Annotated in this window: 13 protein-coding genes; 1 reads left to right on the top strand and 12 read right to left on the bottom strand. The window is 35.7% G+C overall.

Going from position 1 to position 15,658, the window contains the following annotated elements; genetic code table 11:
* Nucleotides 1–2: 2 nt before the first annotated feature.
* The 12 genes from uvrB to allC form a co-directional block, all read right to left on the bottom strand.
* Nucleotides 3–1,982: an excinuclease ABC subunit UvrB gene (gene uvrB, locus MHI39_RS06445; RefSeq protein ID WP_071977035.1), complete on the bottom strand. Its 1,980-nt coding sequence runs from the start codon at nucleotides 1,980–1,982 to the stop codon at nucleotides 3–5.
* 372 nt (nucleotides 1,983–2,354) lie between these two features.
* Complete coding sequence (locus MHI39_RS06440; protein ID WP_058002885.1) at nucleotides 2,355–2,612, bottom strand: CsbA family protein; 258 nt, start codon at nucleotides 2,610–2,612, stop codon at nucleotides 2,355–2,357.
* Between the two features lie 83 nt (nucleotides 2,613–2,695).
* Nucleotides 2,696–3,340, bottom strand: a complete 645-nt coding sequence (locus tag MHI39_RS06435; protein ID WP_058002997.1) for an HD domain-containing protein — start codon at nucleotides 3,338–3,340, stop codon at nucleotides 2,696–2,698.
* Between the two features lie 164 nt (nucleotides 3,341–3,504).
* On the bottom strand, nucleotides 3,505–4,761 hold the full coding sequence (locus MHI39_RS06430; protein ID WP_071977037.1) for an MFS transporter: 1,257 nt from the start codon (nucleotides 4,759–4,761) through the stop codon (nucleotides 3,505–3,507).
* Between the two features lie 594 nt (nucleotides 4,762–5,355).
* Nucleotides 5,356–5,736: a Rid family detoxifying hydrolase gene (locus MHI39_RS06425; RefSeq protein ID WP_058002887.1), complete on the bottom strand. Its 381-nt coding sequence runs from the start codon at nucleotides 5,734–5,736 to the stop codon at nucleotides 5,356–5,358.
* A 92-nt stretch (nucleotides 5,737–5,828) separates the two neighbouring features.
* Nucleotides 5,829–6,767 carry a carbamate kinase gene (arcC, locus tag MHI39_RS06420; RefSeq protein ID WP_058002888.1) on the bottom strand — a complete coding sequence of 313 codons (939 nt, stop codon included), beginning with the start codon at nucleotides 6,765–6,767 and terminating at the stop codon, nucleotides 5,829–5,831.
* 103 nt (nucleotides 6,768–6,870) lie between these two features.
* Nucleotides 6,871–8,145, bottom strand: coding sequence for a DUF1116 domain-containing protein (locus MHI39_RS06415; RefSeq protein WP_058002889.1), 1,275 nt, complete (start codon nucleotides 8,143–8,145; stop codon nucleotides 6,871–6,873).
* A 60-nt stretch (nucleotides 8,146–8,205) separates the two neighbouring features.
* On the bottom strand, nucleotides 8,206–9,954 hold the full coding sequence (gene fdrA / locus MHI39_RS06410) for an acyl-CoA synthetase FdrA (protein ID WP_058002890.1): 1,749 nt from the start codon (nucleotides 9,952–9,954) through the stop codon (nucleotides 8,206–8,208).
* A gap of 103 nt (nucleotides 9,955–10,057) precedes the next feature.
* A complete protein-coding gene (gene allD, locus MHI39_RS06405; protein WP_342540917.1) occupies nucleotides 10,058–11,107 on the bottom strand; it encodes an ureidoglycolate dehydrogenase in 1,050 nt (349 codons plus the stop codon).
* A 50-nt stretch (nucleotides 11,108–11,157) separates the two neighbouring features.
* A complete protein-coding gene (allD, locus tag MHI39_RS06400; protein ID WP_058002892.1) occupies nucleotides 11,158–12,207 on the bottom strand; it encodes an ureidoglycolate dehydrogenase in 1,050 nt (349 codons plus the stop codon).
* A 25-nt stretch (nucleotides 12,208–12,232) separates the two neighbouring features.
* On the bottom strand, nucleotides 12,233–12,997 hold the full coding sequence (gene allE, locus MHI39_RS06395; RefSeq protein WP_058002893.1) for a (S)-ureidoglycine aminohydrolase: 765 nt from the start codon (nucleotides 12,995–12,997) through the stop codon (nucleotides 12,233–12,235).
* A gap of 44 nt (nucleotides 12,998–13,041) precedes the next feature.
* Nucleotides 13,042–14,304, bottom strand: coding sequence for an allantoate deiminase (allC, locus tag MHI39_RS06390; protein WP_216384709.1), 1,263 nt, complete (start codon nucleotides 14,302–14,304; stop codon nucleotides 13,042–13,044).
* A gap of 395 nt (nucleotides 14,305–14,699) precedes the next feature.
* On the opposite strand from allC, the gene MHI39_RS06385 reads away from it, so the two are divergent.
* Nucleotides 14,700–15,575 carry an alpha/beta hydrolase gene (locus MHI39_RS06385; RefSeq protein ID WP_278891604.1) on the top strand — a complete coding sequence of 292 codons (876 nt, stop codon included), beginning with the start codon at nucleotides 14,700–14,702 and terminating at the stop codon, nucleotides 15,573–15,575.
* The last annotated feature ends 83 nt before the right edge of the window (nucleotides 15,576–15,658 follow it).

Raw genomic sequence — 15,658 nt, 5'->3', positions numbered from 1 at the left:
TTTCATCCTTCCGCTTTCAGTTCTAATAATGTATCACGAAGTTGTGCTGCTCGTTCAAAGTCGAGGGCTTTTGCCGCTTCCTTCATGTCATGCTCCAACTGCTCGATAAGTTTTTCTTTCTCTTTTTTTGTTAATTTTGGCGTTTTGGCTGTTGCGACATATTCTTCTTGATCCTCTGCTGCTCGTGTTGCCCGAATAACATCACGGATATCCTTCTGGATTGTTTGTGGTGTTATACCGTGTCGAAGATTATACTCTTCTTGTACTGCTCGACGACGTTTTGTTTCTTCAATCGCTTTTGCCATCGAATCCGTTATCTTGTCAGCATACATAATAACTTGACCATTGGAATTACGTGCAGCACGGCCAATTGTTTGGATAAGTGAACGCTCTGAGCGCAGAAATCCTTCTTTATCCGCATCTAATATGGTTACTAATGAAACTTCTGGAATATCCAAGCCTTCGCGCAGCAGATTTATTCCAACTAGAACATCATATTTTCCTAGTCGAAGCTCACGAATAATTTCAATTCTCTCTAATGTCTTCACTTCTGAATGAAGATACTGAACCTTTATACCAACTTCCTTTAAATAGTCTGTTAAGTCCTCAGACATCTTTTTCGTTAATGTCGTAATAAGTACTCTTTCATTACGTTTTACTCTCTCATTTATTTCACCTAATAAATCATCAATCTGTCCTTCGATTGGACGTACCTCAATTGTCGGATCAAGTAAACCTGTTGGACGAATGATTTGTTCAACCATTTCAGGAGTATGATCCAATTCATAGGGACCTGGTGTAGCAGAAACATATACAATTTGATTTACATGTGACTCAAATTCTTCAAACCTTAAAGGTCGATTGTCTAATGCAGAAGGCAAACGAAATCCATGATCAACAAGAACCTGTTTTCTCGCCTGGTCACCATTATACATTCCACGAATTTGTGGAAGGGTTACATGAGATTCATCTACAACAATTAAGAAATCCTCAGGGAAATAGTCTAGTAGCGTATAAGGTGTAGAGCCAGCAGGGCGAAGTGTTAGATGACGTGAATAGTTTTCAATGCCAGAACAAAACCCCATTTCACGCATCATTTCTAAATCATAGTTCGTACGCTGCTCAAGTCTCTGGGCTTCTAGTAATCGATTATTTTCCCTTAATTCCTTTAAGCGCACTTCTAATTCCTTTTCAATGTTCTCAATTGCAACCCGCATTTTCTCTTCTCTTGTGACGAAGTGGGATGCTGGGAAGATGGCTACATGTTCACGTTCTCCAATAATCTCACCTGTTAAGGCATCCACTTCACGAATCCGATCTATTTCATCTCCGAAAAATTCTACTCGAATACAATGTTCATCTTTTGAAGCTGGGAAAATTTCTACTACATCGCCTCTAACCCGGAATGTACCTCGCTGAAACTCAATATCATTCCTTGCAAACTGAATATCTACAAGTTTACGAAGAAGCTGATTGCGTTCGACTTCCATCCCGGTCCGAAGGGAAAGGACCATTTCTCGATATTCCTCTGGATTACCTAAACCATAGATACAGGAAACACTCGCAATAATAATGACATCTTTTCGTTCAAATAGTGAAGAGGTAGCTGAGTGGCGTAATTTATCAATTTCATCATTAATACTTGAGTCTTTTTCAATATAGGTATCCGTTTGTGGGACATACGCTTCCGGTTGGAAGTAATCGTAGTAGCTCACAAAATATTCAACTGCATTATTTGGAAAGAATTCTTTAAACTCACTATATAATTGTCCTGCTAATGTCTTATTATGAGCAATAATTAATGTTGGCTTATTTACTTCTTGTATCACATTAGAAATCGTAAATGTTTTTCCAGTTCCAGTTGCCCCTAATAGGGTCTGATGCTTTTTACCATTATGTATGCCTTCAACAATTTTTCGAATGGCTTCTGGTTGGTCCCCTTGAGGCTTATACTTAGAAACTAATTCAAACTGATCGTTCAATCCTATTCCTCCCATCCTCTTTCCCATAAATCTCCGTATTATTTATACTATTTATTTTACCACAAACAGGTGTTTCTTAACCAGAAAAAAGCGAACAAATTTTCGGTCCGAGAGTTACCACCAATGATAAAATCCTCTTTTTAAATGAAAATAAAGGCTTCGTATAGTTTGTTAGTTTTGTAAAAGCCTAACTGCAGGCTTTTACTCCCAATAAAGATTATAGCGGTTCTTTGGAGATTGCAGCTCTTCTCAGTAAAATGAAACGTGTAACGATCCTCAGTTGATATTTATTTAGTTATAACTTTACTTAAATAGCAAGTATGTTTGAAAAAAGATCCAAAATAAAAAAACGTCTAACAATGAGATCATTAATTAAACGTTTTTACTTTCTGTTTTTTTGCCCTTATTTTTATTTCGATTCACCATTCTATTGGCATAGTAAAAGCCAATAGTTAATGATGCAGCATCAATAATAAACAATGCCCATGTATGTGTGTAGCCTTTATAGACAGAGGCAACAATTAAGGCAACAGTCAAAATCAAGCCGACAAAATGATTATAAGTGACCCTGGTAAAAAAAACGACGAGAATACCAGGTAAAAAGATAGCTGCAATGATTTTATCTAACACATTCTTTCACCTCTAAGGTTAAAAAATCCTACCTCTATTTTTTTATAAATCGTAAAAAAATACAAGAGGTAGGAAGCAATTTCTTAAGACTCTAAGTTGGCTTTAATCAATTTTTTAGTAACCTCATTTAATTCACTATGCTTAATGAATTTTTCATCAAGCATATCTGGTAGTATTTCTTGAAGAAAATATTTAACACTTTCCATTTCTTTAAACTGAAGAATGGTTAATAGTGACTCTTCATAAATCTCTTGAAAGAGTGGTTCTGGATTTCCTTTTTGTATTTCTCCAAAGGATTCATAAAGTAAGTCCACTTTATCGGCGACAGATAGAATTTTCCCTTCTAATGTGTCATCCTTACCTTCTTTAAATCGCTCAAGATAGATGTGTTGATATTCTTTTGGAAATTCCTTGAGGATAAAATTTTGGGTCATTTTTTCTTCAACTTGACTAAATAAGTCTCTTAACTCTGCAGATGCATATTTAACAGGCGTTTTTATATCCCCAGTGAAAAGTTCGTTATAGTCATGATTAAGAGCTTTTTCATAGAGAGCCTGCCAATTCACTTGGCTACCTTTTTGCGCCTCTACTGTCCCTAAGAACTGCGCAATCTTTGTAACTTTAAAAGAATGGCTCGCTACAGAATGTTCTTGAAATTTAAATTTACCAGGACAACGATAAATTTTTTCTAAATCAGATAAGCTTTTAAAATATTGATGTACTCCCATATGATCACCTTTTTTCATGCTATCTTAGCTCCTACACCTATTAAAGGAGCATATGTTGTATTTATATTTCGTGAGATTGTATCATAATTTCATAGCTAACTGCAAATCTAAAGGTTCATATTCGAAGCCTAACTTATAAATATTAGTTGAACATCAATACTGTTTTAAACACGGACATTTTTCTTTCCCTCTTTAAAAAACATCATAATGACAAGTCCTAAAATAAGAATGATTACTGCAGAGTAAAAGCCCGAAGCCATACTACCTGTTAGATCTGCGAGCAGACCTGTAAAAAATGGTGCAATGACTGAAGAAAGCATACCCATAAAGTTATACAGACTAAATGCCACACCATAATTCTTTTGTTTAACATTCTCTGAAACAGCAGCGATTAGGAGTGGATCAAGGGCTATTTTACCAAATAATCCATAGATCACTAATGCAATAATTAGAAGCGGAACACTCTTAACATATACCGTTGCCCATAATGCGATGGCTGCAATCGGAATCAAAATAAATGCAAATGGCTTCTTCTTCCCCCATTTATCAGTTAAATAACTAAAAAGCAAAGCACCAGGTATAGCAGTTAATGGTACTAAAGCTGAAATCAGCCCCACTTGACTACCGGCAAATCCCCTTTCAGTTAATAAAAATTTAGGAAGCCATGTTACTACAACAGTAAAACCATAGATTGAGCAAAACAGAACTAGAAAGACGACCAATAGATTACGATTCTTTAATAATGAAAGAACCGATACCTTCTCTTCAGATTCAGCAGTCCCTATTGGAGAGGATTCTTTCATATCCTTTTTCTCTTTAACCATTAGTGAAATAAAAATACCGATGAGAACGGTTAGTACTCCAAAAATATAAAAAGGAATTCTCCAGCTCATCCCCATATCCAATACTAATGTACTTGACAGAATAAAGCCCAATGCAATTCCTATCCCTGATCCGCTATTGATGATAGCACTTCCCACTGTTCTATTTTTTGCAGGAATTGCTTCAGAGGATAAGGCAAATTGTGGACCATAATAAGTGGCAGAGGCTAGTCCCGCTACTGCCCTAGCAACTAAAAACCCGGTAAAACCAGCCATTAATCCAGAGATGCCCGTCAATACCCCATATAAAATAAAACCAATTACAAGAAGCTTCTTCCTGCCAAATTTATCACTAAAAGAGCCAGCTGGTATTTGTGCTATTGTATATGTTAAAAAGAAAATACTATTTACCAATCCTAATTGTGAATTGTTCAGATGGTACTCAAGACCAATATTGTCCAAAATAGGATTTAAAAAATACTTATTCGCGTTTATAAACATCCAACCTAATGAAAAGGCAAGTACTACTTTCCACCAATATGGTATTTTAAACTTTGTTTTAATATAATCATCTTTTTTTCTTAATACTTCTGTATCCATATTTAGTTCCCCCTTTGAATGTCCTATCACCCTTTATTATAATTGCATATATATCTATATTTTGAATTAAAAGGAAATGAATTACATTAGCTAAATTGGACAATATTACGGAGAAACAGTTGTTAGATATGTTTGTTTATTCTGAGTTTTTATCACTTATAAACAAATAATTGTTTATAATAACTAATTTTTAAGAAATTCTACTAAACCTAGTTATTAAAACTTCTAGAAGAAAAATGGTCTATTTGAAGAGGCTCTTTTCTCAAATATTGTTACTATTTATGTAAAGTTTTAATTAAAAACTGCATGTTTCATTTCACTGAGAAATAAAAAAACTGCCTAACACTATTTAGTGTTAAAAGCAGCTTCTGTGGAATTATATATGATTAAGATTTCTAAACTTAACTGTTTTCGTATAGTTTGTTGCTTTTGTAAAAGCCCAACTGACGGCTTTTACACCCAATAACGATTGAGCGATTCTTATAAAATTTGTACCTCTTTTCTTAATGAAAATAAAAGGTGTAACGATCTTCAGTCGAGGCTATTTCTTAAAATTCACTTTACTAGACAACAATGTGTAGAAAAGAGCCTTACTTATGATCTTTTTGCAATCATTTCAATTTCAACATCTGCTCCTAAAGGAAGTGCTAATACTGCAACACAGGTTCTTGCAGGAAATGGCTTTGAAAACTGTTTTTCATATACTTCATTCATTGCAGAAAAGTTTTTCATATCGGTTAAATATACATTAACTTTTACAACATCATCTAGAGTTAGATTTGCCTCTTTTAACACCGCTAATAAATTTTTAAAGCATTGCTCTGTTTGCTCTGCAATATCACTTGGCTTGTTCTCTGTTGAGGCCGTGTTCATTGCCGTTTGTCCGGATAAAAATATGTAATCTCCAGCATCTACCGCGTGTGAATAAGGACCTGAAGCAACTGTCCCCTTTGCTTGAATTGCCTTTCTCATCATCCTCTTCCTCCTCATTATGTATTAAAAAGGCTGTTACTGTGTAACAGCCTTTTATTTATTTACTGCATAATGCCTTAATTATAACATTTTAATTATAATGTGACACGTGTACCAGTTTTACCTTCTAATGCATCTTGAAGCTTATCCATTGATGTAATAATTACGTTTTTGCCACCTTTTTTCAAGAAAAGAATAGCAGCTTCGATTTTTGGACCCATGCTTCCTTTTGGAAAATGTCCTTCATCCATATAACGAATTGCTTCATCAATTGTCATTTCAAATAAATTTTGTTGTTGAGGTGTACCAAAATGAATCGCAACTTGCTCAACACCTGTTAAAATGAATAAATAATCTGCATTGATTTCTGCAGCTAATAATGCACTTGCAAAGTCTTTGTCGATAACTGCATCTGTACCCTTAAGAGCTCCATTTTCTTCAATGACAGGAATACCGCCACCACCTGCAGTAATAACAGTAATTTCTTTGTCAAGTAAAGCTTCAATTGCTTCTTTTTCAACAATGTGAATTGGTTTTGGAGAAGGAACAACACGTCTATATCCACGACCACTGTCCTCAACAAAAGTAATTTCTTCTGTTTCAAGAATCTTATCCATTTCTTCTTTTGTATAGAATGGGCCAATCGGCTTTGTAGGGTTATTGAATGCAGGATCATCCTTAGACACTACAGATTGTGTAACAACAGTTGCAACAGTTTTATTGATGTTACGTTCTTTCATTTTATTTCTAAAAGCTTGTTGAATTAAATAACCTAAATTACCTTGAGTCTCTGCATCTAAAACATCAAGTGGATATTCAGGGATCACAGATTTAGCCATTTCTGTTTTGATTAATGAATTTCCAACCTGTGGACCATTACCATGAGTGATAACAACTGTATTTCCTTGTTCAATTAAACCAAGAACAGGTTCACAGCTTTCATTAATATTTTTTTGTTGTTCTTCAAGAGTACCTTTTTGGCCTTCTTTAATAATGGCATTTCCTCCGATGGCTAGTACAATCTTTTTACTCATAAATGCATCTCCTTGTATAATCATTTGTTGTAATAATCACAATTTTCAGTCTTTATCGTAGGGAGAGGAGCTCAAAAAGCTTCCTCCCTTTTGGAAAATTTTATTATTCTGCTTCAATTAAACCTAATTTTACTGCATATGCATCAATTGCTTTTTCAAAGCAAGCTAATGGCGCGCGTACTGTACCTGCACCGATTTGGCCAACTCCAGCTTCTTTATGTGCAATACCAGTGTTGATAATTGGTTCAATACCAGTTTCAACAACTTTTCTTGCATCGATTCCAAGACAAGAACCTTGGAAATCCCAAGTTGGGATAGAGAAGTTAGGGTTATGGTCGATACAAATTTCCATCATATCATTACTTGTGCTAACTGCATCATCCATACCACCAGCACCTACGAAACGTGTAACACCAGGAGCAGCGATCATCGCCATCGCACCAACACCGAAAGTTTCAGTGATCGCACTGTCACCCATGTCACGGCAAGCCATATCTTGATCGTATCCAGTAAAGAATAAGCCTTGAGGTGTATTAACAGGAGCTGTGAACCATTGATCACCCATACCTGCAATACGAATACCAAATTCGTAACCGTTACGGCACATTGCTGTTACAACCGTACCATGCTGAATTTGTCTTGCTGTATCCATAATTGCTTTACTTGTAGCCATTGCAATATTTAAGAAGAATTGGTCAGTATCAGCTAAGAATTGGATAACATCTTGTTTATCTTTTTCAGTTGCATCCGTTTTTAAAATGTATGGAGCGATGTCTTTAAGGAAAATAAGTGATCCAGCAATGTTACGTTGGTGGAATTCATCACCCATTGTGATTGCTTTAGCGATCATAACGTTAATATTTAATCCGTCACCTTTAACTTTAAGTGCTTTAGAAAGTGTTGGACCAAGAACATCTCTAAACCATCCAAGACGGTTGATTACTTCCTCGGAGTATGCTCCGAAACGAAGAACTGCCCCAATACCTTCATTCATTGTGCAGTATGCTTGATTATCGCCGTCACGATTTTCTACAACAAGAACTGGCATATTTCCTGATGTAATTCCACCCATTGGACCAACAGCATTTACATGGTGGCAAGGAATGAATTCAATTTCTCCATTTTTAAGCATCTCAAATGCTTCGTCTGCATTTGAAGCCCAGCCTTCAAATAATGTAGCACCTACGCAAGATCCTTGCATTGGGCTTGTCATGTTTTCCCATTTAATTGGCGGTCCTGCATGAAGTAATACTTTTCCATTTAATTCTTTAATAACAGATTTAGCCGGAACTACATCCACTAAAAATGGTGCGCCTGATACAACTTTATCAATAACCGCTCTATTTGCTTCATCAATTGTTTTAAATTGTCCGTACATTTTGCTTCCTCCTGATTTCAATGTTTGTGTAAAATCGCTTTTTTTCAATCAAATTAAAAATTAACGAAGTACACTTAACACTTTGCGTAATCTTGAATTACCTCCAGCAACTGGGCGCCAGTCGTATTGAACAACTTTACCACCATTTGCTGTAATGGATTCAGTAAATTTCTTTAATCCAACGTTAATTACTCTAGGTTTTTCAGTTAAAAATTGTTCAATTGCTTCAGAAACTGTAATTTCTACTTTTTCAACAGCTTCTTTAACAGGTACGACTTTTTTATCTTTTTCTTCTATTTGAATATTAAGCATAGCTAGAGCTGTGCGAATTGCTTGGTTATTACTGTCTCTTAAGATGACACCTGCTTCTTCAAGCTTAGCTTTTTGTTCATCCAAACCTTGTGGATCGATGTCTGTACCACAAACAGTTCCTACGAAGTAAATGTTTTTGCCTTTTGCTTTTGCATCTTCTTGGATTTTTTTGATGCCAGGGATTAATGCACCGGCCATATCTTCATGAGAACCGTAACCAAGAACTACATCAAATAAGATAATAGCAGTTGAATCATCTTGTGCTGCTTTTTGGAAGAATTTAATTCTTGTATCAGGGTCGATCATTGGATGTGGTTTACCTTGTGTATAGATATCATCACCTAAGTCAGCTACTTCAAAACCGTTTGCTTTTAATAGGTATCCATCTTCATGATGATCGCTAGATTCAAGGTTTAAACCTCTGCTGATAAGAGTTGCAGCTTCATATCCAAGAGTACCACCAGAATATAGTCCTTTAATTGTTTTTTGTTCTGGTTTTAAATCTACAGCTGGTACTTCAATGTTAGTTGTATAGTAGTTTGGTTTCACTGCATTTCCTTTAGCAAGATCTACAGAGATTGCTGCTGTTTCTTCTAATGTATTTGCATAGTAGATATTTCCTTCGTGATCATGTGGCTCTTCTCCAAGGAAAATAGCAACAACTGGTTTAGATACACTTTGAAGTAATTGAACAACCTCATCACGAACTTCTTTTGCAGGTGGCTTAGAAATAAGAGTAATGATTTCTGTTTGTTTGTGTGCCGCTAATGCTCTGATAGCATCTAACATTGTAATCGCACCAATTTTTTCTGAAAGGTCACGACCACCAGTTCCGATTGCGTGGCTAACACCACCGCCTAAACGATCAATTTCTTTTGTAACTTCTTGAATACCAGTACCTGAAGCTCCAACAACTCCAATTTTTCCTTGTTTAACAACGTTTGCGAAAGCTAAAGGAACACCAGAAACAATTTCAGTACCACAGTCAGGACCCATTACAAGTAAACCTTTTTCATGAGCTTTTTCTTTAATACGGCGCTCGTCTTCAATTGATACGTTATCACTGAAAATAAGAACGTGTAGATCATTATCTAATGCTTTTTCTGCTTCTTCAGCAGCATATTGACCAGGAGTTGAAATGATGGCAATGTTAGCATTTGGTAATTCTTTAAGTGCCTTATTCCATGTATTTACAGTTTCGAAATCTTGCTTGCTGCTGCTGATTGCTTGGTTATTTAAATAGTTGTCTACTTCTTCAAGTAATACTTGAATTGTATCTTCAGAATCAGTATCAACTACGATACACATATCATTAGCTGCTGCCTTTTCAAGTTCTTCTGTGTGAAGACCCGCATTTTTAAAGATATCTTTATTCGCAGGTGTTCCCATCATAATTTGTACTTTGTTTACGCCATCCATTGTTGAAATTTTATTTGTAAGAAGCATAAGATTCACTGAATCTTGATATGAATTCTCTTTAATGATCGTTTGAAGCATTATTTCATGCACCTCTTCTTATATTTTTTACTTTAATAATGGAATTAACTCCATAGGAAAAGGGTGGCTACCATAGCAGACCCCCCTTTATTTTTTTCACCTTTTATTTAGCGAAAGGGCTTTTGTGATCATACACATTGTTGTGAATAACATCAGAAATTAAATACTCGTAAATATGGTCAACAATCTCAATACCGTTCTCTTCATAGGCCTTTTCTCTTTCAGCACTTCTTTGTCCAGTATAGGAGACCTGTTTAAAGCCAGAGGCAGGTTTAATATTATTTAAATCCTTCATCGTAGTTGAGATTCCTTCTTGAAAACTTTCAAGACCCACGAAGTATTCAGGGTTAATGACAATATGAAGCTGTCCAAGGTTTCTGTATTCTGTTAAATCGTGATACATAGATGAAACCTTATTTCCAAATGGAAGTCCTAATAAAATACCAGATAATACGTCGACCATCATCATCAGTCCATAACCTTTTGGTCCAGCAATTGGCAGTAAGGCATTTACTTTAAATGGATCGGTTGTCGGTTCTCCGTTACTGTCAACAGCCCATGTATCGGGAATAGGTTCATTTTTCGAACGGGCATGAAGAACTTTCCCCCATGCTTGTACTGTTGTAGCCATATCAAAAGTAATATGCTTTCCGTCCTTACCAGGAGCAGCAAAGGCAATCGGATTCGTACCATAGTATGGTTCGGCTCCACCGAAAGGAACAACCATAGGATCAGACTGACATACAGAAATACCGATTAAATTCTCATTTGCAGCTTGTTGTACAAAATAAGAAAGTGCTCCACTATGTCCAATTCTTTTTACTCCTACAATAGCCACTCCGTTTTCCTTTGCCATTTTTATCGCTTCATCCATTGCTAACTTTGCAGCAACATGACCTACACCATTATCTCCATCAAAAATTGCCGTACTTGGACCCGTTTTTTCAAAATGAAAATTCGGTTTATTATTTAATCCACCCTTTGCAATTCTTTCTGCATAATACTCCACTCTCATTGCTCCATGGGAATGAACGCCTCGTGCATCGGCATGGACAAGGACATCGGCTACTCCATCGGCATGTTCAGTTGAAAGTCCTGCTTTATGAAGTTTATTAGCAATTAGTTCCTTTAATTTTTCCTTAGATAACCTCATATTCATTCACCCCTGTTCAAATAGGAAAAAGCTGATTTTTAATTTACGATTTATTTTGCAAATGCACCTTTATGATCATACTGATTGTTATGAACAACATCAGACTTTAAATAGTCAATGATATCATCAACAATTTCGATACCATTTTTACTATATTCTTCAATAATTACGTCATTGTTTTGACCTGGGTAAAGAACCTTAGAGAAACCAGGAGCTGGTTTAATTTGATTTAAGTCTTCCATTGATTGAGAAACATTGTCCTTAAAGTTTTTTATTCCAGTAAAGAACTCAGGATTAATTACAATGTGAAGTTGACCTAATTTGCGATATTCGGATAAGTTCTCATACATAGAAGAAACTTTATTTCCAAATGGTAAGCCAAGAAGAATTCCAGATAATACGTCTACCATCATTGCTAGGCCATATCCTTTTGGACCAGCAATTGGTAATAAGGCATTCACATTAAATGGATCCGTTGTCGGTTCGCCATTTTTATCTACTGCCCATGTATCAGGAATTTCTACATTTTTTGAACGAGCATGTAGAATTTTCCCCCAAGCCTGAACAGTTGTTGCCATATCAAGAGTAAGGCTTTTATCATCATTTCCAGGTGCTGCAAAGGCAATTGGATTTGTACCATAATAAGGTTCCGCACCACCGAATGGAACAACCATTGGATCAGATTGGCATACAGAAAAACCAATTACATTTTCTTTTGAAGCTTGATGAGTAAAGTAAGAAATAGCACCACTATGTGAAATATCTCGTACCCCTACAATCGCCACTCCATTTTCCTTTGCCATAGCAATTGCTTCATCCATAGCTAATTTAGCTGCAACATGTCCTGAACCACCATCGCCATGAAAAATACCTGTACTCGGGCCAGTTTTTTCAAATTTGAAATCAGGATTTGTATTAATTCCACCTTTTGCAATTCTTTCTGCATAGTACTCTACACGCATTGCTCCGTGGGAATGAATACCTCTTTCATCCGCGAATGCTAAAACATCTGCTGTTAATGCTGCATGATCTTCTTTAAGACCAGCTTTTTGAAGTTTATTTTTTATTAAACTTTTTAATTCATCTTTAGTTACTCTCAAACTGAGACACCTCTTCGTTTAATTTTTAAAGGTCCGCATCACGATTGCAGTCTTTAGAGTAAACATATGTTAATGGCTCTCTACCAACTGCATAAGCTGCTTGATGAACATATGGTCCCATAAAAATGTAATCGCCTTTTTTAACTGGAATCCATTCATTATCAAGGTTATACATACCTTCACCAGATAGTAGATATGCACCATGTTCTTGAACATGTGTTTCGATAAATGGATGGCTTGCAGCAGGATCAAAAGATAGAATATGGAAATTCATATCGAAATCTAGTTCCATAGGTAATAGATCTTTAATATGAACATTATGCATATCATCATAATCTCTGTATTCGATATTGTTAGCATGACCAGAAACAACCCATGGCTTGCGTCCTTCTAGTGGTTTATATTTTTGTTTATATAAGAATAAACGAGAATCACCAGCTTCAAGGTTTTCTAAGTACATTTTTACTCCAGGTGGGCAATATACATAGCCGCTTTCTTCAAGAACGAATTCCTCTTCACCAGCTGTTACTTTTACTTTTCCACCAAGGATATAAACAAATGATTCTACATTATCTTGTCCACAGAATCCTTCACTGTTTTTTCCACCTTCGTGCATAGTGATAATATAATCAACAAAGCTTGCACCAAGTTTTGGTGATCCTAAAATAGACATTGAGCAGTTTTCAAAACCAGGAACAACATTATTTACTAAACCTTCTGGTGCAATTAATGCATATAAGCCATGTTTAATAATTGATCTGCTTGAAAGTAAATCCTTTGGATAACCCATTTGTAACATTCTCCTTTGTTTTCGCTATTTTGATTAAATTACTTCTATTCTTTATATCCTAATTCATATAATGAACCAATTAATGCCTTTACACCTTCAGCTAAATCAGCTGGATGTGTATATTCAGCAGGATTATGACTAATCCCTTTAACACTTGGTACGAATAACATTGCTGTTGGAACAAACGGTGCAAAAATTTGTGAATCATGACCTGCACCACTGTGCATTACCTTATAAGTCAAACCATTTTCCTTACACTGTTTTTCCATCACTTCAACAATTTTCTCATCCATTGGAACAGGATCTGCGTCCATCCACATATCGATTTTTGTATCAACTTCGTGATTTTTAGAAATCTCATTCATACGATCAGTAATCTGTTTTGTGAATGAAATAATCGCATCTTTATCCGTATGACGAACATCTATTGTAAAAATTGCTTTTCCAGGTACAACATTAACAATGTTAGGTTGTGCTTCAATTTTACCTACCGTTGCAACAAGAGGATCGCCAACTTCTTTTGCCATGGAAATAATATCAAAGATCATTTGACTTGCAGCAAACACAGCATCTTTTCTATATCCCATTGGAGTTGTTCCTGCATGGTTAGCTTCCCCTGTTACTTCAATAGTAAAACGACGTTGTCCAACAATATTATTAACAACAGCGACAGGAATCTTTTCTGTTTCAAGAACGCTACCTTGTTCAACATGAATTTCAACAAATGCTTTCAAATCTTGACGTGCAGGTTTTGTTTCATCTCTGAAACCAAAACCTGCTTCCTTCATGGCTTCGACAAATGGAACACCATCAAAGTCTGCAATCGTTTCAACATCTTCGCGTTTCGCTAATCCAACGATGTTTTTAGATCCCCAGAATGCATAAGGGAATCTGCTTCCTTCTTCTTCAGCCATTGAAACAACTTCAATATTACGTAATGGTTGACCATATGTTTCTTTCAAGTATTTTAACGCTAAAATACCGGCAATAATTCCATATTGCCCATCATATTTCCCACCATTTTTTACTGTGTCAACATGTGACCCTGTAAGAATTGTCTCATTCGTATTTTTACCTTTTAATGTACCAAACAAATTTCCAATTTCATCAAATCGAGCTTCTAGCCCTTCATTCTCTATCCATTCTTTTAGAGCATGTTGAGCTTCTACCCATTCCTTGGAATAAAGAAGACGCGAAACGCCACCATCTGGATCCTTACCAAACTCCCCAAGCCAATTCAATTTAGCTTCTGCATCTGCGGCAAGTGTATCTAGCTGAGGAACTGTTCCGTTTGTTCCGTCTGTCATTCTCATTCATCCCTTTCCTTGTAATATATGTTGGTTAAATTTGCTAGAACATATCAATGTTCGTATTAAAAAAAATCAGTAAAAAACAATGACTTTGCATAGAAACATTTTCATTGTTTTAAGGAATTAGTAAGTAAGTATTCTTTGTTTTTCATGTATAAACTATACAAGGGAGAAATCATGTATAAATCTGATTAAAACCTTATTCAAGCTTACTCATTTCTTTATTAACCTCATATCTATTGTAAGCGTATCATACCTTTGTAGTCTTTATACGATATAGATAAAGTTTATTTATCATTTTGTACATAATAAACAAATGGTACAAATCAATTTTATTATACAATATGAGTAAATAGTTTTTATTCAACCGAGAAAGGAAGATCATCTATAGTATGAACAAAACAACAGTTATATACAAAAGCACCACCCAATTTGAGCTGAAGGGTGATTTCTATACAGCTTCACAAGAAAATCGTCCTGTCATTGTTTATATCCATGGAGGAGGACTTTTTTGGGGTTCAAGAGAAGATTTAAAAAAAGAACAGATTGACTTTTATCATCAAGCTGATTTCAATATTTTCTCCATTGATTACCGTTTAGCACCTGAGACAAAACTTGCTGAGATTCAACAAGATGTAGCAGATGCACTTTCATGGCTTGAAAATGAGGGAATAGAAAAATTTAATTATGATCCAAATAAAATTGCAGTGATCGGTGGTTCTGCTGGCGGGTATTTAGCTTTATTAGCAGGAACATTCAAAAACAAGCCTAAAGCAATTGTTTCTTTATATGGGTATGGCGATATCACTGGAGAATGGGCTACAAAACCAAGTCCACATTATCAAAAAATGACCCCTGTTCCAAAAGAGCTTGCACAAATGCTTGTTTCAAATACCGTTATCTCAGAGGGACCTATCCAAAAGCGTTATGCGATTTATATGTATGCTAGACAAAAGGGGACCTGGATAGAAGATATAAGCGGTGTTCATGTTATCCCAGGTGGAAGCTTAGATGAACTTAAACCCTATTGTCCTCTTTATTATTCAGATAGCGATTTCCCTCCTACCTTATTGTTGCATGGCACTAAGGATGAGGACGTTCCGTATGAACAATCTGTATTAATGTCCAAAAAATTAAGTAACTCAGGCGGTTCATGCAAACTTATTACAATCCCTGATGGAAAGCATGTATTTGATGAGGATTGGGACAATCCTGTTGTTCAAAAAGCCTTTGAAGAAATCATTTCTTTTTTAAATTCTCATTTATAAAAAGGATGTTTTCCATATAGTGTTGCTTTTTTTAAAATCCTTACTGGCGGCTGTTACACTTAAGAATGCTTTTAGTAGCGTTT

This window comes from Heyndrickxia sp. FSL K6-6286 (assembly GCF_038630395.1).
GTDB classification, from domain to species: Bacteria; Bacillota; Bacilli; order Bacillales; family Bacillaceae_C; genus Heyndrickxia; species Heyndrickxia oleronia.
The sequence above is the reverse complement of the archived record's forward strand: the minus strand, read 5'-3'. Positions and strand labels throughout refer to the sequence as shown.